Source organism: Aeromonas sanarellii, assembly GCF_000820085.1.
Taxonomy (GTDB): Bacteria; Pseudomonadota; Gammaproteobacteria; order Enterobacterales; family Aeromonadaceae; genus Aeromonas; species Aeromonas sanarellii.
Map to the genome: position 1 here is coordinate 208,017 of NZ_CDBN01000021.1, position 19,374 is coordinate 227,390.

At 64.2% G+C, this 19,374-nt stretch carries 17 protein-coding genes; 7 read left to right on the top strand and 10 right to left on the bottom strand.

Annotated elements, in window-relative coordinates:
* Positions 1 to 3 precede the first annotated feature (3 nt).
* Positions 4 to 702: an L-ribulose-5-phosphate 4-epimerase gene (locus tag BN1132_RS04525; RefSeq protein ID WP_042075397.1), complete on the bottom strand. Its 699-nt coding sequence runs from the start codon at positions 700 to 702 to the stop codon at positions 4 to 6.
* Positions 699 to 2,390, bottom strand: coding sequence for a ribulokinase (locus BN1132_RS04530; RefSeq protein ID WP_042075398.1), 1,692 nt, complete (start codon positions 2,388 to 2,390; stop codon positions 699 to 701). Before BN1132_RS04530 ends, BN1132_RS04525 begins: the two co-directional genes overlap by 4 nt.
* 360 nt (positions 2,391 to 2,750) lie before the next feature.
* Here BN1132_RS04530 and BN1132_RS04535 point away from each other — a divergent pair, with 360 nt between their 5' ends.
* From BN1132_RS04535 to araC, 4 genes are all read left to right on the top strand, one after another.
* The gene (locus BN1132_RS04535) at positions 2,751 to 3,734 is read left to right on the top strand and encodes an arabinose ABC transporter substrate-binding protein (protein ID WP_042075400.1); all 984 of its coding nucleotides are present in this window, start codon (positions 2,751 to 2,753) and stop codon (positions 3,732 to 3,734) included.
* Positions 3,735 to 3,799: 65 nt separating this feature from the next.
* Entirely contained in the window at positions 3,800 to 5,296 is a 1,497-nt protein-coding gene (gene araG / locus BN1132_RS04540) for an L-arabinose ABC transporter ATP-binding protein AraG (RefSeq protein WP_042075401.1), read from the top strand.
* A 48-nt stretch (positions 5,297 to 5,344) separates the two neighbouring features.
* Positions 5,345 to 6,346 carry an L-arabinose ABC transporter permease AraH gene (gene araH / locus BN1132_RS04545; RefSeq protein ID WP_042075402.1) on the top strand — a complete coding sequence of 334 codons (1,002 nt, stop codon included), beginning with the start codon at positions 5,345 to 5,347 and terminating at the stop codon, positions 6,344 to 6,346.
* Between the two features lie 132 nt (positions 6,347 to 6,478).
* Positions 6,479 to 7,390, top strand: coding sequence for an arabinose operon transcriptional regulator AraC (gene araC, locus BN1132_RS04550; protein ID WP_042075403.1), 912 nt, complete (start codon positions 6,479 to 6,481; stop codon positions 7,388 to 7,390).
* A gap of 68 nt (positions 7,391 to 7,458) precedes the next feature.
* Here araC and ykgO read toward each other — a convergent pair whose 3' ends face one another.
* Both ykgO and BN1132_RS04560 read right to left on the bottom strand, forming a co-directional pair.
* A complete protein-coding gene (gene ykgO, locus BN1132_RS04555; protein WP_010674479.1) occupies positions 7,459 to 7,584 on the bottom strand; it encodes a type B 50S ribosomal protein L36 in 126 nt (41 codons plus the stop codon).
* Positions 7,581 to 7,850 carry a type B 50S ribosomal protein L31 gene (locus BN1132_RS04560; RefSeq protein ID WP_042075404.1) on the bottom strand — a complete coding sequence of 90 codons (270 nt, stop codon included), beginning with the start codon at positions 7,848 to 7,850 and terminating at the stop codon, positions 7,581 to 7,583. Before BN1132_RS04560 ends, ykgO begins: the two co-directional genes overlap by 4 nt.
* A 226-nt stretch (positions 7,851 to 8,076) precedes the next feature.
* Here BN1132_RS04560 and BN1132_RS04565 point away from each other — a divergent pair, with 226 nt between their 5' ends.
* Entirely contained in the window at positions 8,077 to 8,331 is a 255-nt protein-coding gene (locus BN1132_RS04565; protein ID WP_042075405.1) for a DinI family protein, read from the top strand.
* 158 nt (positions 8,332 to 8,489) lie between these two features.
* On the opposite strand, the gene BN1132_RS04570 is transcribed toward BN1132_RS04565, so the two are convergent.
* From BN1132_RS04570 to dcuC, 5 genes are all read right to left on the bottom strand, one after another.
* Positions 8,490 to 9,302: a DUF2927 domain-containing protein gene (locus tag BN1132_RS04570; protein ID WP_084202579.1), complete on the bottom strand. Its 813-nt coding sequence runs from the start codon at positions 9,300 to 9,302 to the stop codon at positions 8,490 to 8,492.
* Between the two features lie 22 nt (positions 9,303 to 9,324).
* Entirely contained in the window at positions 9,325 to 9,828 is a 504-nt protein-coding gene (locus tag BN1132_RS04575; RefSeq protein WP_042075408.1) for a M48 family metallopeptidase, read from the bottom strand.
* A gap of 173 nt (positions 9,829 to 10,001) precedes the next feature.
* On the bottom strand, positions 10,002 to 11,645 hold the full coding sequence (locus tag BN1132_RS04580; protein ID WP_042075411.1) for a hypothetical protein: 1,644 nt from the start codon (positions 11,643 to 11,645) through the stop codon (positions 10,002 to 10,004).
* Between the two features lie 274 nt (positions 11,646 to 11,919).
* Complete coding sequence (locus BN1132_RS04585; protein WP_042075414.1) at positions 11,920 to 13,569, bottom strand: bifunctional metallophosphatase/5'-nucleotidase; 1,650 nt, start codon at positions 13,567 to 13,569, stop codon at positions 11,920 to 11,922.
* Positions 13,570 to 13,657: 88 nt separating this feature from the next.
* Positions 13,658 to 15,010: an anaerobic C4-dicarboxylate transporter DcuC gene (dcuC, locus tag BN1132_RS04590; protein ID WP_042075417.1), complete on the bottom strand. Its 1,353-nt coding sequence runs from the start codon at positions 15,008 to 15,010 to the stop codon at positions 13,658 to 13,660.
* A gap of 321 nt (positions 15,011 to 15,331) precedes the next feature.
* Between dcuC and BN1132_RS04595 the strand changes: the two genes are divergently transcribed.
* Positions 15,332 to 15,937, top strand: a complete 606-nt coding sequence (locus tag BN1132_RS04595) for a DUF922 domain-containing protein (RefSeq protein WP_042075419.1) — start codon at positions 15,332 to 15,334, stop codon at positions 15,935 to 15,937.
* A gap of 70 nt (positions 15,938 to 16,007) precedes the next feature.
* Here BN1132_RS04595 and mnmC read toward each other — a convergent pair whose 3' ends face one another.
* Positions 16,008 to 18,038 (bottom strand): bifunctional tRNA (5-methylaminomethyl-2-thiouridine)(34)-methyltransferase MnmC2/FAD-dependent 5-carboxymethylaminomethyl-2-thiouridine(34) oxidoreductase MnmC1, encoded by a 2,031-nt coding sequence (mnmC, locus tag BN1132_RS04600; protein WP_209428949.1) that lies wholly within the window; start codon positions 18,036 to 18,038, stop codon positions 16,008 to 16,010.
* A 90-nt stretch (positions 18,039 to 18,128) separates the two neighbouring features.
* On the opposite strand from mnmC, the gene fabB reads away from it, so the two are divergent.
* On the top strand, positions 18,129 to 19,340 hold the full coding sequence (gene fabB / locus BN1132_RS04605; protein ID WP_042075423.1) for a beta-ketoacyl-ACP synthase I: 1,212 nt from the start codon (positions 18,129 to 18,131) through the stop codon (positions 19,338 to 19,340).
* The last annotated feature ends 34 nt before the right edge of the window (positions 19,341 to 19,374 follow it).

A 19,374-nucleotide genomic window follows, 5' to 3' on the forward strand; every position in this document is an offset into this window, starting at 1 on the left:
CTTTTAGGCTTTTGTTTGGCCGTAATAGGCGTGCTTGCCATGCTTGCGCTGGTAGTGCTTCTCCAGCAGGTAATCGGGCAGGGGGCGGGCCCCCGGGTTGATCTGGCCGGTGAGCCAGGCCATGCGGGCCACCTCTTCCAGCACCACGGCGTTGTGTACCGCGTCCTCGGGGTCCTTGCCCCAGCTGAAGGGGCCGTGGTTGGCCACCAGCACCCCCGGCATGGTGAGGATGGGGGTCTGTTTGAGAGTCTCGACGATGAGATGACCGGTCAGCCCCTCGTAGTCCTCCTCCACTTCGCCGGGGGTGAGCAGGCGGGAGCAGGGGATCTCGCCGTGGAAGTAGTCGGCCTGGGTGGTGCCGAAAATGGGGATGGGGCGCCCCGCCTGGGCCCAGGCGGTGGCGTGGGTGGAGTGGGTGTGCACCACGCCGCCCAGCTCCGGATAGGTGTGATAGAGCACCAGGTGGGTGGCGGTGTCGGAGGAGGGGCGAAGGTCCCCCTCCACCTGCTTGCCCGCCAGATCCAGCACCACCATGTCCTCGACCCGCATCCGCTCGTAGCTGACGCCGCTCGGTTTGATCACCACCAGATTGCGCGCTCTGTCGATGCCGCTCACGTTGCCCCAGGTGAAGGTCACCAGGCCGTGGCGCGGCAGATCCAGGTTGGCGGCGAGCACCTGCTCCTTGAGGATCTTGAGGTTCATGCCTGTCCCCCCCGGTTGTAGAGCGGTTCGGCGGCGGCGCCCCAGGCGAGGTAGCGCTGGTAGAGACGCTCATACTCGGCGACCCGCACCGGATCCGGCTGGTGGGTACGCTCCACGGCGCTCGCCATGTGGCGCTGGGCCTTGGCCACATCGGGATGGATCCCGGCCGCCACGGCGGCGAAGATGGCCGCCCCCAGGGCGCAGCACTGATCCGAGGCCACCACCTGGATGGGCCGGTTCATGACGTCGGCGCAGGTCTGCATCACGGTGGCGGACTTGCGGGCGATGCCGCCAAGGGCGATCACCTGCTCCACCGGCACCTGCTGGTGGGTCAAACACTCCATGATGCTGCGGGCGCCGAAGGCGGTGGAGGCCACCAGGGCGCCGAAGAGATCGGGGGCATCGGTGCCGAGGTTGATCCCCGTGAGGGTGCCTTGCAGGCGCTGGTTGGCATAGGGGGTGCGCCGGCCGTTGAACCAGTCGAGCACCACCGGGAGGTGGGCGAGATCGCGCTGCTGCTCCCAGGCGGCGGCGAGGCTTGGCAGCAGCTCCCGCTTGTGGGCCTCGATGGCGGTGCGAAGCTCCGGATACTGGGCGGCGAGGCTGTCAAGGGGCCAGCCGAGCTGGCGCAGATACCAGGCATAGATGTCGCCGAACGCCGATTGTCCCGCCTCCAGCCCCACCCTGCCCGGCACCACGCTGCCATCCACCTGGCCACAGATCCCGGCAATGGCCCGATCGCCTATGGTGGCTTCGTCGGCGATCAGGATGTCGCAGGTGGAGGTGCCTATCACCTTGACCAGGGCATTGTTGCCGGCCCCGGCTCCCACCGCCCCCATGTGGCAGTCGAAGGCGCCGCCGGCGATCACCACCTCGCAGGAGAGGTGCAGCCGCTCCGCCCACTCCGGGGTCAGGGTGCCGACCGGCAGATCGGCGGTCCAGCTGTCGGTAAAGAGGGGATAGTCGAGATCCTCTGTCAACAGGGGATCCAGGGCGTTGAGGAAGTCGGCGGGAGGCAGGCCGCCCCAGCTCGGGTGCCAGAGGGACTTGTGGCCGGCGGCGCAGCGCCCGCGCTTGAGGGTGGCTGGAGCCTGGGTGCCGCTCAGGATGGCGGGCACCCAGTCGCACAGTTCGACCCAGTTGCAGGCTGCGGCGCGCACGGCGGCATCGGCTCGGGAGACGTGCAGGATCTTGGCCCAGAACCACTCGGAGGAGTAGATGCCGCCGATGTAGCGGCTGTAGTCGGGGAACTGGCCGCCGTGGCACAGGGCGGTGATGGCCTCCGCCTCCTCGATGGCGGTGTGATCCTTCCACAGCACGAACATGGCGTTGGGGTTGTCGGCAAACTCCGGGCGCAGGGCCAGCACGCGCCCCTCTCTGTCGATGGGGGCGGGGGTGGAGCCTGTACTGTCCACCCCTATGCCGCGCACGGCGGTGCGCTGACTCGGGGTGAGCTGGCTCACCACCGCCACCACCGCCTGCTCCATGGACTCCAGATAGTCGAGGGGGTGGTGGCGGAACTGGTTGTTGACCGGCTGGCAGTAGTGGCCTGCCTGCCAGCGGGGGTAATAGACGACCTGGGTCGCCAGCTCGGCGCCGTCCTGGCAGCGCACGGCGAGTGCCCTGACCGAGTCGCTGCCGAAATCGAGTCCGATGGTGATCTGCTCGGACCTGGGGTGCTCAGACATAAGTGCTCCTGACCATCAATGAGGGGTGACTGGGGGGAACCATAGGAGATGGGCAGGAGGGGCGGTTAGCCATTGGCTGCTGGAAATATGGATTTTAACGCTGTCAGTGCGACAGGGTGACGGCCATCCAGAATTGGATATGTGACAATTTTGCTAATTATATAGACGAAATGGCTGCAATTTCATGGCGTGATCCTGCTCTCCATTTTTCCATGTGAAAACGATTACAACTTGTCTCGCTCAACTAGCAACAACAATAACGTCCTGTTTAAGCATGTTTTTATATGGCTGTGACTTGATGGACTCAAGGAGCAGCACTGCGTGGATACATGGATTGATAGAACCGTTGGAGACATTCGCATGAACAAAATCGTTAAAGGCATGATCGCAATGGGGTTCGCCCTTGGTATGGCAAATTCTGCTTTTTCGGCCGAGGCACTGAAGCTGGGCTATCTGGTCAAGCAGCCGGAGGAGCCCTGGTTCCAGACCGAGTGGAGCTTCGCCGACAAGGCGGGCAAGGATCTGGGCTTCGAGGTGATCAAGATAGCCGTGCCCGATGGCGAGAAGACCCTCAATGCCATCGACAGCCTGGCGGCGAATGGCGCCAAGGGCTTCGTCATCTGCACCCCGGATCCCAAGCTCGGGGCCGCCATCATGGCCAAGGCCAACAGCATGGATCTGAAAGTCATCACGGTGGATGACCAGTTCGTCAACGCCAAGGGCCAGCCCATGGAACAGGTGCCCCTGGTGATGATGGCCGCCACCAAGATTGGTGAACGCCAGGGCCAGGAGCTCTACAAGGAGATGCAAAAACGCCAGTGGGACCTGAAGAGCACCGCCGTGCTCGCCATCACCGCCGACGAGCTCGACACCGCCCGTCGCCGGGTCGAGGGCTCCCTGAGCGCGCTCAAGGCCGCCGGCTTCCCCGAGGCGCAGATCTACCGCTCGCCGACCAAGGCCAACGACATTCCGGGGGCGCTGGATGCCGCCAACTCCATGCTGGTGCAGCACCCCGAGGTGAAGAACTGGCTCATCGTCGGCATGAATGACAATACCGTGCTCGGCGGCGTGCGCGCCACCGAAGGGCAGGGCTTCAAGGCCGAGAATGTCATCGGCATCGGCATCAACGGGGTGGATGCGGTGAACGAGCTCTCCAAGTCCAGCGCCACCGGCTTCCTCGGCTCCCTGCTGCCAAGCCCGGACGTGCACGGCTACAAGAGCGTCCAGATGCTGCACGACTGGGTCGTCAACGATACCGAGCCTGCCAAGTTCACCGAGGTGACCGACGTGGTGCTCATCACCCGCGACAACTTCAAGGCCGAGCTGCAGAAGAAAGGGCTGTAATCGCCATCCCTGATACCCATGCCGGTACGGTGCCCTGCGCCGTGCCGGCTAGTTGGAGTCATGTCATGAATCAAGTTCCTTATCTGGAGTTTTGCGGCATCAGCAAGGAGTTTCCCGGCGTCAAGGCGCTGCAGAACGTCTCCTTCTCCTGCCAGCAGGGCACGGTACACGCGCTGATGGGGGAAAACGGCGCCGGCAAATCCACCCTGCTCAAAATCCTGAGCGGCTTCCAGGCCCCTACCGCCGGGGTGGTGAAGCTGGCCGGCCAGGAGAAGCAGTTTCAAAACACGGTCGATGCGCTGGAGAGCGGGATCGCCATCATCTATCAGGAGTTGCACCTGGTGCCCGAGATGACGGTGGCCGAGAACATCTACCTCGGCCAGCTGCCGACCCGGCGCGGCGTCATCGATCGGGAGAAGCTCTATCAGGATGCGGCCAGGCAGCTGGCACGCCTCGGGATGGACGTCTCCCCCGAGACGCCGCTCAAGTACCTGTCCCTGGGTCAGTGGCAGATGGTGGAGATCGCCAAGGCCCTGACCCGGGACGCCAGCGTCATCGCCTTCGACGAGCCGACCAGCAGCCTGTCGTCCCGCGAGATTGAGCAGCTGTTTCGGGTCATCCGCCAGTTGCGGGACGAGGGCAAGGTCATTCTCTACGTCTCCCACCGCATGGACGAGATCTTCGCCCTGTGCGATGCCATCACGGTGTTCAAGGATGGCCAGTTCGTGCGCACCTTCGCTTCCATGGCCGAGGTGGACCGGGATCTGCTGGTCAAGACCATGGTGGGGCGCGAGCTGACCGACATCTATGGCTACAGCCCAAGGCCGCTTGGCGAGGCGGGCCTCAAGGTGGAGCACCTGATGGGGCCCGGCCTCAAGGCGCCGGTGTCGCTCGAGGTAAAGAGAGGGGAGATCCTCGGCATCTTCGGGCTGGTGGGAGCCGGTCGCAGCGAGCTGATGAAGCTTATCTTCGGCGCCGAGACGCCCCGCGGCGGCGAGATCTCGGTGTTCGGCAAGCCGGTGGTGATCCGCAATCCCATCGACGCTATTCGCAGCGGCATCATGCTTTGCACCGAGGACAGAAAGGCCCTCGGCATCATTCCCATCCACTCGGTGCAGGAGAACATCAACATCAGCGCCCGCCGTCACCACGCGTGGGGAGGCTTCTGGATCAACCAGCAGTGGGAGGACGAGAACGCGAGGCTGCGGATCCGCGACATGCGGGTCAAGACCCCGTCTCCCCAGCAGGCCATCATGAACCTCTCCGGCGGCAACCAGCAGAAGGCCATCCTGGGGCGCTGGCTGTCGGAAGACATGAAGGTGATCCTGCTCGACGAGCCGACCCGGGGCATCGACGTCGGGGCAAAGAACGAGATTTACAACGTGATTTACGATCTGGCCAGGGTGGGCATCGCCGTGGTGGTGGTCTCCAGCGAGCTGCCGGAGGTGCTGGGCATCGCGGATCGGATCATGGTTATGCGGGAGGGGGAGATCGCCGGCGAGCTTTCCCATGACGAAGCCAACGAGGTCAAGGCACTCAATCTGGCCATGCCGGCCCGTTGACTCGCTGACCGCAACGAGATAGCACCCGGAATTTTCAGGAGAAATACCATGACAACTACTACCTCTGTCGGCCAGGCCGCCAGCGCCGCAACGGCGACAGGCTCCCGACTGCAACTGGCCCGCGTCTGGGATCAGTACGGCATGCTGGTGATCTTCGCCATCCTGTTCCTGCTGGCCTGCGTGCTGGTACCCAACTTTGCCAGCCTGATCAACATGCGCGGGCTCGGGCTCGCCGTCTCCATGTCGGGTATGGTGGCCTGCGGCATGCTGTTCTGCCTCGCCTCCGGCGAATTCGACATGTCGGTCGGCTCCGTGGTGGCCTGCTCCGGTGTTGCCTGCGCGGTCGGCATCAACGCCACCGAGAGCATCACGGTCGGCATCCTGGCCGGCCTCTCGGTGGGCCTCTTCTTTGGCCTCGTCAACGGCATAGTCGTGGCCAAGTTCAAGATCAACGCCCTCATCACCACCCTCGCCACCATGCAGATGGCGCGCGGGGTGGGCTACATCATCTCCGACGGCAAGGCGGTGGGCATCGTCGAGGAGGGCTTCTTCGAGCTCGGCAACTCCGCCTTGCTGGGGATCCCGACCCCGGTCTGGTTGACCGCCGTCTGCTTTGTGCTCTTCGGCCTGCTGCTCAACAAGACCACCTTCGGTCGCAACACCCTGGCCATGGGGGGCAACGAGGAGGCGGCGCGCCTGGCCGGGGTCAACGTGGTGCGCACCAAGATCATCATCTTCACCATGACAGGACTGATTGCCTCCATCGCCGGCATCATACTCGCCTCGCGCATGACCTCGGGCCAGCCCATGACCTCCATCGGCTTCGAGCTGGTGGTGATCTCCGCCTGCGTGCTGGGGGGGGTCTCCATGAAGGGGGGCATCGGCAAGATCTCCTACATCATCGCCGGGGTGCTGATTTTGGGGCTGATGGAGAACGCCATGAACCTGCTCAACATCTCCCCGTTTGCCCAGTACGTGGTGCGCGGCCTCATCCTGCTCGCCGCCGTCTTGTTCGATCGCTACAAGCAGGTGCGCAAGGCCCGTCTCTGAGTGGTTTTTCTCCTCCTCACCAGGCCGGCCCCGCGCCGGCCCGGTGTTTTCCCCGGCAAGCTGTGAGCCAGTTCAACAATTTCACAACAGGCAGCTTGCAAGCATAGGGTGTTCCAACGCCGGATCTCTACAATGGCCCATGTCGACTTTTTTACCGAAACCCTGTTTTCCGTCATGTCCTCGATGCAAAAAGAGAAGCCGAAACAACTGAACCCCCTGCTGCCGGGCTACGCCTTCGACGTCTTCCTGGTCTCGGGCATGACCCCCATCGAGCAGGGCAGCGCCCTCGATTTCATCATCGACCGCCCCCACGGCATGAAGGGGTTTATCGTCAATCTGACCATCAGGGGCAAGGGGCAGATCTTCCAAGGGGACAAGGCCTTCACCGTGGAGCCCGGCGACCTGCTGCTGTTTCCGCCCGCCGCCGTGCACTACTACGGCCGGGCGCCGGATGCCCGGGAGTGGTATCACCGCTGGGTCTATTTCCGGCCGCGGGCCTACTGGGCAGATTGGCTCAAGTGGCCCCAGGTGACGGAGCGGGTGGGGCGACTGCAACTGGCGGACAGTCAGCTGCTCGCCGAGTTTGATGCCCTCTTCCTCGACATCGAGGAGACCCACCAGCAGCTGAGGCCCATGTCGGAGCAGCTCGCCATGAACCTCTTGGAGCGGCTGCTGATCCGCTGCTACGAGGCCTCCTCCCAGGATGCCTACCCCGCCATCGATCACAGGGTCCACCAGGCGTGCCAGATCCTGAGCGAGTCGCTGTCGGCCGAGATCTCGGTGGAGGCGCTGGCGGAACAGGTATTCTTGTCCCCCTCGCGCCTCGCGCACCTGTTTCGCGAGCAGGTGGGGGTGAGCATAGTGCGCTGGCGCGAGGATCAGCGCATCATGCGGGCCAAGCTGCTGCTGCAGACCACGCCGCTGTCGGTGGCCACCATAGGCCAGCAGGTGGGCTATGACGATCAGCTCTACTTCTCGCGGGTGTTCCGAAAGCGGGTGGGGGTCAGCCCCACCGAGTACCGCAAGTGCGCCACCCCGCTGTGAGCATGATCCAGAGATGACAAAGCCCTCGTGACGAGGGCTTTTGTTATCCATGAGGGGCGGATGCGCTATCAGCCCTGGCGAGCCTTGAACCTGGGGTTGCTCTTGCAGATGACGAACAGCTTGCCGCGCCGGCGCACGATCTGGCAGTCCGGATGACGTGACTTGGCGGATTTCAGGGAGGCGAGAACCTTCATTTTTGATCTTTTCCTTTGCTGAAGAAGTGACCGAATCGCTGACCGAAACGGGCGACCTGCCCTTCCTTGCCGACCTGCTTCTGCTTGCCGGTATAGAAGGGGTGGGACGCGCTGGAGACATCCAGCGTCACATAGGGGTAGGTGTTGCCATCTTCCCACTCCTTGGTGCGATCGGTGGCCAGCGTGGAGCCGATCAGAAAGCAGGTGTTGCTGGCGAGATCGTGGAACAGAACCTTGCGATATTCAGGGTGGATATTGGGGCGCATGATTGTTTCTTTTGTTATGTTATATCATGCCTAAAATGATGCTATGGATGAGAATCAATATCAACTGTTTTTTCCATGATGAAGGGGATGCGAGGAAATGCGGGGCATACCGGCAGCACAACGTTCACGGGGCCTGATGCGCTATGGTGACCGAAGTGAGGGAGCCGTCTTTACTTTTTAAAATTACTGTATAAAAATACAGTTATTCATCATGGAGACGTACCCTATGCGCCTGGAAATCATCATCGACAGAAAACACCAGATCCCCACCTCGACCATGGAGGCCTTGCGCCAGGAACTGCTCAAGCAACTGGGTGAGCGCTTTCCCGATCTGCATGTGCGGGTCGCGCCGGGCAGCGCCATGGCCCTGACGGTCAGTCGCGCCAGCAAGGAGGAGAAGGAGCTGGCCGAGGCCATGGTGCAGGAGGTGTGGGAGAACGCCGACAGCTGGATGCCGGAAGAAGAGGCCGTGGAGGCCTGACAAGGCGCCGGCAAACTGTCCGGGCACAAGTGTCAGCCGGGTCGAGATCTGCCCACCGCTCGCATCGCTTCGAAAAAAACGCAGCCAATGGCTGCGTTTTGCATTGATGGGTGAGCCTGCAGGAGAAGTAGAGGGAAAGGCAGGCTCCAAGCGGACCGTTAGAGCCCCGCCCAGAGCTTGAGGCTGCCGCTCTGTACCCGCTGGTTGGCCCCTACGATGTCGCCATTGGCGCGAAGCGCCTTGAGGGCAATGGGCAGGGCTGCGCGGACTTCCTCGGCCGTCATGCCGGCATGAAGGGCGGGGTGATAGGCAAGCTTGAGCAGCAGGTAATCGAGCCCGGTGGGAAAGCTGTCGACGCTGTTGTCGTTGAAGATGGAGGGAAACACCTTGTCCGAGTCGTTCGGCAGCCCCATCACCTGGGTCAGCTCTTCCACCACGCAGTCGAGAAAGCGGCCCTTGGCCCGGCTGTAATCCACCGGGATGATGATGGTGGCACGGGTGATCTCGAAGCGGCCGTTGGTGGCGAAGTTGGCCAGGCAGATCCCCTCCTTGAGGGCGATGCGCACCGACTCGTCCTGGCGCATGGTGCGCGCGGCCCAGCTCGCCATCTGCTGGTGCCGGGTCATGACGAGGGTGAGATTGGGGTTGCTGCTGACGATCTCGATGGGATGGCCGGTGATCCTGGCAAGGTGCTGGCTCTGCACCCTGACCACCTCGGCCTGCAGCGGCTTGTCGCCGAACTCGTTGATGAGCTTGAGGCGGATGGGGGCTTGCCAGCGGGAGAAGCGTATCTGGGCCTCATGACCATATTCCCGCTTCATGGCGACTTCCATAAAGCTCTGGAGCAGGTAGTCATCGCGCTGCCAGCGCTCCACCGCGAAGAGTGGCAGGGAGAGGAGCCAGAGCACCAGCCCCCGGGCGAGCCAGGCCCCATGGCGAGCGGGCTGGTGATGGCATGGCCAAGGGCGCATCTTGCCTCCTTGCAAACTGGGATCAGCGGCTGGCGCGTTCGATGTCACGCCAGGTGAGCCAGAGCCTGAGATCGAACTCCAGTTGATGATAGTCCGGTTCCATGTGCTGGCAGAGCTGATAGAAAGCCTTGTTGTGATCCTTCTCCCTCAGGTGGGCCAGCTCGTGCACCACTATCATCTTGAGGAAGGCGGGATGTGCCTCCTTGAACAGGGCGGCGATGCGGATCTCGTTCTTGGCCTTGAGTTTGCTGCCCTGCACCCGGCTGACATAGGTGTGCAGGCCGAGGGCATCCTTGATCACGTTGATCTTGCCGTCGAAGATCACCTTGGAGAGCGGTGCCGAGCTCTTGAGATAGCGGTTCTTCAGCTCCATGGTGTAGGCTAGGAGCGCCTTGTCGCTCTGGACGAGGTGGGTCTCCGGATAGCGTTTAGCCAGCATCTCGCCGAGCTTGCCCGCCGCGATCAACTGCTGAACCTGGGCCTTGAGCGGGTCCGGGTAGCCCCCCAGATAGGTCAGTTCCGCCATGATTCCTCCCTCTGCCACGAAAAAGAGCGCCATTGTAATCGCGGTGCCGGGCCTTGGATACCCGGCGTGATGGCGAGCATCCCCTCGTCCGGCACGATCTGCGCCTTCATCCAATGATAAGGGCCGTCATGATGACGGCCCTTATCTGATATTTATCGGTGCAGGGTGTCTGTTCAGCGCCTGCGATAGAGGCCTGGATCCACCTCTTCATACCGGCCCACCAGATACTGGTAGAAGGCGAGATGGGAAGGGGAGCTCGGCTCTTTGAGCTCTTGTGCCACCCGCTCCGGCTTGGCGATGATGAACTTGGGCGACTGGCGCTGGATGTCGGCCAGCACCCGTTCGCGCACGTCATAGGGCGGGTTGACGTTGGCAAAGAACAGATAGGCGGAGGCCGGCTGGCGATCGGTCCAGAGGTAATATTGCGGCTGGATGCCGTCCACCCAGATCTTGTCGGTTGGTCCGGTTTCGGCCTTGATGCGGTCGACCCGCACCTGGGCCGGCGGATTGAACGGCCTGCCCTTGAGGTTGCCCTCCCAGGCGTTGTTGACCAGCAGCGCCAGCATGGCAAGCGAGGCGAGCCAGGGGGTGGCGCTGCGCACGTCCCAGGCGCGCCAGAGCGGCACCAGGATCAGCACCGGCAGGGCCCACAGCAGGCTGTTGCCGAGCACCTCGCGCACCCGCTCCAGGGACCACTCCTTGGTGCTCCAGCCGTAGCCGAGCTGCTGGGCCAAGAGCCAGCTGGCGGTCAGCACCACCAGGGAGATGCAGAGCAGGCCCAGGGCATCGGAGTGCTGTTCGCTGCGATCCAGCAGGCAGGCCAGCGGCAACAGGCCAAGCTGCAGATAGAGCACGTCGTAGTGGTCGAACACATGGCCGGAGACCGAGTTGGCGACCAGGGTGAACAGCACGCCGAACAGGGTGGCGCACAGGACAGGCAGATACCACTCCTGGCGCCGGCTCATCATCAGCAGAATGAAGGCTGGCAGCAGCATGACGAGGCCGGTGCGCAGCAGGCCGACGGCCCCCACCTCCGGCGAGAAGCCGTTGCCGTAGCTGCCCTCGAAGAAGATGCCGAAGGCGTAGTACTGGAACTCGGCCAAGAGGCCATGGTGCTGGAAGTAGGCGAGCAACGGGCCGCCGATCACTGCCAGTCCCAGCAGGCTGGAGAAGAGCAGGGCGAAGGCGCAGCGCCACTGCTCGCGCAGGCACCAGTGGCAGAACAGCACCAGATACCAGGCGCCCCAGAAGGCGCCGTTGTTGGTGCGCATCCAGGCCACGACGGCGAAGGTGAGCGCGGCCACCAGGGCCGGTCCCCAGCTGAATCGCTTGTCCAGCAGCAGGGTGATGAAGGCCCACTGGGCGATGAGGGCCAGATGGAACGTCCAGTCCTCGGTCATGTTGCCGTAGTAGTAGCGGGTGCCGTAGAGCGCCAGCAGCGCCAGCATGCTGCCAAGGCGCGCGCGCAGGGAGAGGCCGAGCTGGGCGAAGGCCTGCCAGCTCGCGAGCAGCCCCAGCCAGCAGAGCGCCCACTCCAGCAGCCAGATCCCGAAGAAGCCGCCCAGGGAGTAGCCGAGGGCATCGAGGGCGAAGATCATGGGGCCCTTGATGTCGATCATGTCCCGATAGAGCACGCCCCCCTCGCTCCACATCTTGCCCATGACCGCAAACAGGGAGGCATCGAAGCCCGGCGCCATGGCGTGAAACAGCGGATTGCGCAGGCAGAACAGCAACGCCATCAGGGCGGTGAGCAGGACAACCAGCGGCCGGATCCCGGGATTGTGGCGTTGCGGGGTAAAGTGGATGGCGTGATTCATGGGTGACCTGTTCCTGCGGGAAAGACTGAAAAAGCGGGCTTATCTTGCCGAGCCGGGCGGCACGATGCAATGGAAGAAGAGTAGGCGCCTGAAATAATTCGCAAAAGTAACGTTTTCAGTGCCGTCACGCACAAGAAAGGCGGGGCTTGCCCTGGCCTTGCCGAGCCGCATGAGGCAGGAAAGCGCTGGCGCCCGGCACATTCGCCAGTCGCCCCCCGTGGTCTGGTTGCCGACGGACGGTGACAGGGGGCCGGACCCGAGGCCCGGCCCCGGTTCAGTGGCCCTGGTACTCCACCAGCGCCGGCAGGGGGGCGAGCTCGGGCAGGTGACGGGCCCAGCGGATGAAGGCATCCGCCAATGTGATGCCGAGCTCCTGATTGTGCTGGGTCAGGGTGCGTGCCAGCGCCGTGTAACCCTCCTTGCCGGAGGCGGTGTAGGCGCTGGATACGCCGCGGTAGATGGCCTGTGGCTCGATCCCTTGCCACTGGCCAGGGCTCGCCTCCCATTCGAGGCGGGTGATCCGGCTCCCTTTCGGCCTGTCGGCCCGATAGCAGAAGCGCACCCCGGCGGTGTAGGGGAAGCTGCCGCTGCCGTTGCCGACCACGCCGTTGTTGGTGGCGTTGTCGATGGCCCCCTCCAGCGCCTCCGCCAGCTCGTGACCGTGCACCCGGTAGAGGGTGAGGGGGATGGCAAAGGGCAGCAGGCGACCGGCGATGTCCGCTTCGCTGAGCGGCCCGGGTTCGAGGGAACAGCGCACGCCGCCGGCGTTGTGCAGGGCGAAGTCCACCTGCCCCACCTGCTCGCGGGCGGCGGTCAGCATGGCCTGCGCCACCAGGGGCGCCACCTGGCTGCCGGCGGGCAGGGTCGTATCGGGCAGGCGCTGATGGTGCAGGGGTCCGTCGAGCCGAGTCACCACGCGCTGGGTCATGGTCTCGAGCTCGGGGCGATAGCGCCTGGCCAGATGCTGCTCTATCTCGGGGGCCGGCTCACAGAAGTGCAGCCCTGCGGGGGGCTTGGAGTCGAACGGCCAGGGCTGCCAGGGCAGCCACTCCAGCCGGCCGCGGCTTCGCCTCACACGGCCGTGCTCGTCAAACGCCAGCTCGCACACCCCGAGGCAGAGGGCGCTGTGGGCGGCGTGCAGGATGGCGACGTCGTTGACCATCAAGGGGTATTCCCCCTCGCTCTCGAGCCCGAGGGGGGCCAGATCCCCCAGCAGGCTGTGGGTGTGGCCACCGACGATGAGGCTGAGGGCCGGGAAGCGCTCGGCCAGCCGCCTGTCCTGCTCAAGTCCCAGGTGGCTCAGCAAGATGATGTGCTGGATCCCCTCGGCCCTGATCTCGCCGAGTGCGGCGTCCAGGGTCTCCTCGATGCCGTGGAAGCGGGTGTGGGGATCCGGATTCGCGATGGCCGCCATCTGCGGCAGCGTGATGCCGAGCAGGGCGAAGGGAACGCCGTCGATGACGCGCCTGTGCCAGGGGCGGCTGGCGTCATGGAGCCTCGGCAGCCCCTGTAGCCGCAGGGGTGCATCGGCGGGCTCCTGGCGACTGTCGAGGTTGGCCGCCAGCACAGGGAAGTCGAGCTGGCGCAGGAACTCCACCAGGGGACCGTTGCCGAGATCGAACTCGTGGTTGCCGATCACCATGGCATCCGGCCGCAGCAAGGCGAGCAGATCGGCGTTGGCCCGCCCCTTGAAGCGGTTGAAATAGAGGGAGCCCTGGAAGGTGTCGCCGCCGTGCAGGAAGAGGCAGGTCTGGCCGGCCGCTTCGGCCTGTTGGCGCAGGGTGGTGAGCCTGCTCAGGATGCGGGCGTAGCCGCCACACTGGGTGCGCCACTCGGACTCGCCGACGGGGGAGAAGCGCATGGGGGCGCCGTCGAAGTGGGAGTGGCAGTCGCTGAAGTGGGCAAGTTGAACCGTAATACTCATTTCGGTCCTCCCTAGAGAAAAAGAGCACCGAGTCTACTGCATGGGGCGGGGGGGATGCCAGCCCGGCGGGTGCCGGGCTGGCGACCAGTCAGGCAGGTACCATGATCTGGGTGGCGAGGATCACCACCAGCAGGCCGACCGCGACCGGCAACGAGGTGCGCTTGACCACCTCGAACGGCGACAGGTTGCCCATGCCCGCACAGGCGACCACCACCCCGGAAACCGGCGAGATGGTGCGGCCCAGGTTCGAGGCCTGCAGCATGGGGATCACCAGGTAGGCGGGATTGACCCCGAGGCTGGTGGCGAGATGGGGAATGAGCTCCACGAAGGCGTAGAAGGGGGCATTGCCCGAGCCCGTGGTGAAGGCAGCCAGGGTGGTGATGACCACCAGCATCAGCATGATGACGATGCCGCCGGTGCCAAAGCTCTGGGCCAGATCCAGCAGGTTGGCGATGAAGCCGAGCCCCATCAGCCCCTGGGCGAAGACCCCGGCTCCCACCAGCAGCATCACCACGCCGGCGAAAGCGTCGGCCATGCTGCGCCAGCACACCTGCAGCCCGTCCAGCAACTCGCGGCCGTTGCGCTTGCGCGCCAGCTCCAGCAGGGCGGTCAGCACCAGGCAGATGACGATGATGGTGACGATCTCGAGCTTGGGTCCCAGCTTGCCGTCAAACAGCAGCACGCCGATGATGGGGGTGAAGGGCAGGATGGCGTAGAAGCCGGGGGCATCGGTGACGAGATCGCTCGGGGCGACCGGCGCGTTGTGTTCGCCGGACTTCCCATCCAGATAGCGCTGCCAGAAGAAGTGGGTCACCGCCATGGCGGCGATGGCGGTGAGGGAGATGGGCAGGGTCAGCTTGAAGGCGAAGTCGATGAGCTCCATGTTGGCGGCCTGGGCGGCCAGCACCACGTCCCCCGAGGTGGGGGAGAGGATGATGGCGGCCGGGGAGGCGCACACCGCCGCCGCGGCGCCGCGGGAGATCCCCATGTTGACCATCAGCGGGAACAGGGTGGCCATCAGCAGCACCCCGAGGCCGGTGGCGGAGCTCACCGCGAGCGACATGGCGCAGGCCACCAGGTAGGCGGCTACCAGCAGGATGTAGGGGGACTTGATGACGCCGAGCGGCTTGCTGGCCAGCTTCACCAGTATGGTGTTGGCGCCGATGTGGCTCATGTAGCCGGCGAAGCCACACAGCACCATGATGAGCATGCCGAGACCACCGCCCCTGTCCACCAGCAGGAAGCGCACGTACTCGAACACGTCGGTGGCCGCGTGACCGGTGGAAGTGACGCTGGCGGGCAGCACCGCCTTGCCCATCAGGGCGGTGATGACCAGCAGCAGCAGGCCGCCGCTGAGCAATACTCCGGTGGCCGAGTAGCCCTTGAAGATGTAGCGACCCACGGCCAGGGTGACCAGGGTGCCAATAAGGAGTTCCATCATATGCAGGTTCCTGAGAGTGAAGTGATGCCGGGCCTGTCACGGGATAACCGGGGGTTGTGCTGGTTACATCGACACGGGCCAACAAAAACGCCAGAATTATTACCTCATAAGGAGTATTTCACCACGGGTTAGGTGGCTGCCTGTGATCTCGCCTGCAAATCCCCGCCCGACCGGGGTGATATTTCCCACCTTTGTACCATCCCGCTGCCGACAGCAGGTGACAGCGCCCGGGATCGCGGTTAATCTCCCAATCTGACTATTAATTCATTGATTATTAATTGAAATTAAGCTGGGACTCACAAGGGGCAAGGTCGCGGGCAGATGGGACTCTTTAGCAAGACAGGGGTGATGGCGACCCTCATGTATGCCGCGTCGATCGGTGCAGTGCCATCCCATTACGAAGGCATTCGGGTGGCGCCTGACATCAAGGTCGACTTCCAGTTCTACCGGGTGTCCGGTGCCGATGTGGCCGCCGTGATGCGTCAGATCACCGCCTTGTCCCCCGCCCAGGCGGACGGCCACATCGGCAGGGCTAGCTATCAGCTCTCCTGGCAGTTGCAGACGAGGTCTGCGGTGGCGCGCTGCGAGCTGGATCGGGCCAGCGTGACGGCCAGGATCAGGGTCAGGGTGCCGAACTGGATGGACAAGGCCAGGGCGCCCGCGAAGGAGCGCCAGAAGTGGGACAAGCTGGTGGCGGCCATGTTCGACTACGAGAGTCGTCACAAGGACATCCTGCTCGAGAGCGTCAGCCAGCTCGGCACGCGCCTCGCCCAGTTGCCGGTGACCAAGGACTGTGCCGCCTTGCAGCATCAGGGCTGGCGGGCGGGGCAGGAGGTGCTGGAGGCGACCCGCGAGCGGTTCGCCACCCTGGCCAGGCAGACCGATGGGGGGCGCAAGCTCGGGGTCATCTGGCCAGAGCGACCCTGAACAGGGTCGGTGGACAACAAAAACGGGCTGCCCAGAGGGGCAGCCCGTTTTGTCTGAGGTCCGGCCCTGCTCAGGATGCCGGATCGCGCAGGGGCTTGCCCTTGAGCAGCCGGCGCACCCAGTAGCGGGCGGGATGCAGCGCCTCCAGCAGATCGGTCGACAGCGGCAGCGGCTCGCCGCAGATCTCGCCGGCGATCAGCTCCCCGCACAGGGGGGCCGAGCAGAGACCCCGTGAACCCAATGCGCCCAGCACATAGAGGCCGGGATACAGGGGCAGGGCGGGGGCACTCTGCTGATCGCAAGGTGCCTTCGGATAGTGATCCGCCAACGCCGCCAGTCTGGCGACGGGCCCCGCCACCGGCAGGTGATCCCGGCTGGCGCAGCGCACCCCCACCCTGGCCTCGCCGCCGCTCACATCCACCTCGTTTGGCCAGGTCTCGCCCGGCAGGCAGGCCAGCAGCCTGTCCCGGTTCTGGGCCTGCTCCTCGGGACGATACGCCAGATCGGTCTGGTTGCGGCCATAGCTGGCGCCGATGCAGTGCGCGCCACCCTGGGCCGGAGTGAGGTAGCCGTCGTAGCAGAGCACCGTCTTGAGGAGGCTCAAGCTGGCCGTGGTCGGCACATGGCTCACCTGGCCGCGCACCGGATAGAGCGGCAGTTCGGCAAAGGGGAGCAGGGCTGGCAACTGATGCCCGGCCGCCACCACCAGATTGGGGGCGTGCCACTGGCGGCCATCCCGGCTCTCCAGGTGCCAGCCATCGTCCTCCTCGGCAATGCTGGTCACAGCGGCATTGAACACCACTTCCAGCAGCCCGCTGGCCTGCGCCTCCTCGATGGCGGCGCGGGTGAGCTCCGCCGGACAGAGCCAGCCCCCCAGGGGATAGCCGACGCCACCCGCGCCGCAGGGCAGGCCGACCACCTGCTCAACCTCCGCTGCCGAGAGTGGGTGCATCATCTCGGGGGGGAAGGGGCCCTGGCTCATCTTGGCGAGCTTGGCGGCGGACTTGTCGTCATAGCCGAGCTGTACCACACCGCACAGGTCGAACGCGACCGGATGGCGCTGTGCGAGTGCCAGCAGCCGGTTTCTGGCAAAGCCGAAGGCGAGGGAATAGAAGCGTGAGAGCGCATCGTGTTCGCCGTTGAGCAGGGGGTAGAGGGCCCCCTGGCGGTTGCCAGAGGCGCCGGTTGCCGGCTCGCCATCCTGGCACAATAGGGTCACCCTGCGGCCCCGCTCCACCAGGGAGAGCGCCGTCATGGCCGAGGCGATGCCGCCGCCGATGATCAGCACCTCGCCGTCCCGACCGGCGGGCCTGGCATACCAGGGGGCCAGGCTCTGCTCGGGGGACTTGCCCTCCCGCGCGCCCGCCAGCATCTCCCGCTTGCTGCCGTGGCCCTTCACCTTCTTCATGGCAAAGCCCGCGGCGATCAGCCCGCGGCGCACGAAGCCGGCACAGGTAAAGGTGGAGAGAGTGGCGTCGGGGCGGGCGAGACGGGCCAGTCCGTCGAACAGCGCCTGGGTCCACATCTCGGGATTCTTGGCGGGGGAGAAGCCATCCAGATACCAGGCGTCCACCAGACCGTCTGCCGGATGGGGCACCTGGGGCAGCATCTCCTTGATGTCGCCAAACCAGAGGTCGAGGCGGATGCGGCCGCCCGCAAACAGCAGGCGGTGGCAGCCCGATACCGGCAGGGGCCACTGGGCGATGAGCGGCTGGCTAAGGTGCGCGAGCTCGGGCCAGGCCGCCAGGGCCTTGCGCAGATCGTCCTGGGCAAGGGGGAATTTCTCGAAGCTGATGAAGTGCAGCCGGGAGCCCTTGCCCGAGGGAGGCGCCTGCTCCAGAAAGGCCGCCATTGTCGCCAGAAAGTTAAGACCCGTGCCGAAACCTGTTTCACCAATCACGAAATTGTCACTATCGTGATGCGAAAATCGTTCCGGCAGCCGATTTTGCTGCAAAAAGACGTAGCGGGTTTCACTTAGACCGTTATCATTGGAAAAGTACACATCCCCGAACTCACTGGAGACTGGAGTTCCCGCTTCATTCCAGTCCAATCGGGCATGTTGTAAGGATGTTTGACTCACGTTTTCCTCTGCTCGCGTCACAAAATCGCGGGCATTCTACGTGAAAGCAGACCAGTTTGGCAGCCGAAAGCGGGTAGACTCGGTGCCAGTTTTTCCAGACGAGATGAATTAATGAGAAGAGCAGTGATCACCGGTATCGGCGTCATCTCCAGTATCGGCAACAACAAGGAAGAGGTGCTGGCCTCCCTGAAAGCAGGCAAATCCGGCATCACCTATTCCGAGCAGTTTGAACAGTACAACCTGCGCAGCCGTGTCTGGGGTAACATCAAACTCGAACCGTCTGAACTGATCGACCGTAAAGTCATGCGTTTCATGGGTGACGCCGCGGCCTACGCCTACCTCTCCATGCAGCAGGCCATCGAAGATGCGGGCCTGCCGGAGGAGATGGTCTCCAACGAGCGCACCGGCATCGTCACCGGTTCCGGCGGCGCCTCCGGCAAGAACACCTCGGAGTCCGCGGACATCGCCCGTGAGAAGGGGGTCAAGCGCGTGGGGCCCTACATGGTGCCGCGCACCATGTCCTCCACCACCTCCGCCTGCCTCGCCACCCCGTTCAAGATCAAGGGTGTCAACTACACCATCAGCTCCGCCTGCGCCACCTCTGCCCACTGCATCGGTCACGCCCTGGAACTGATCCAGCTCGGCAAGCAGGACATCGTCTTCGCCGGCGGCGGCGAGGAGCTGGACTGGTCTTCCACCATCCAGTTCGACGCCATGGGCGCCCTCTCCACCAAGTACAACGACAACCCGGAAAAAGCGTCACGCACCTATGATGCGGATCGCGACGGCTTCGTCATCTCCGGTGGTGGTGGCATCCTGGTGGTCGAGGAGCTGGAACACGCCCTGGCCCGCGGTGCCCACATCTATGCCGAGATCACCGGCTACGGCGCCACTTCCGATGGCTACGACATGGTGGCCCCGAGCGGTGAAGGCGCGGTGCGTTGCATGAAGATGGCGATGCAGGGTGTCGGCAAGGTGGACTACATCAACACCCACGGTACCTCCACCCCGGTTGGCGATACCAAGGAGCTGGAAGCCATCCAGACCCTGTTCGGTGCGGATGCGCCCAAGCTCTCCGCCACCAAGGCGATGACCGGGCACGCCCTGGGCGCCGCCGGCGTGCACGAGGCCGTCTACTCCCTGCTGATGATGGAACACGGCTTCATCGCCCCCAGCATCAACATCGAGAACCTGGACGAGAAGGCGGTGGGCCTGCCCATAGTGCGCGAGTACGAAGAGGCTGACCTCAATACCGTCATGTCCAACAGCTTCGGCTTCGGCGGTACCAACGCCTCCCTGGTGTTCAGCAAGTTCAAGGCTTGATGCTCACCGAGTCGAGATGGAAAAAGGCGCCGAA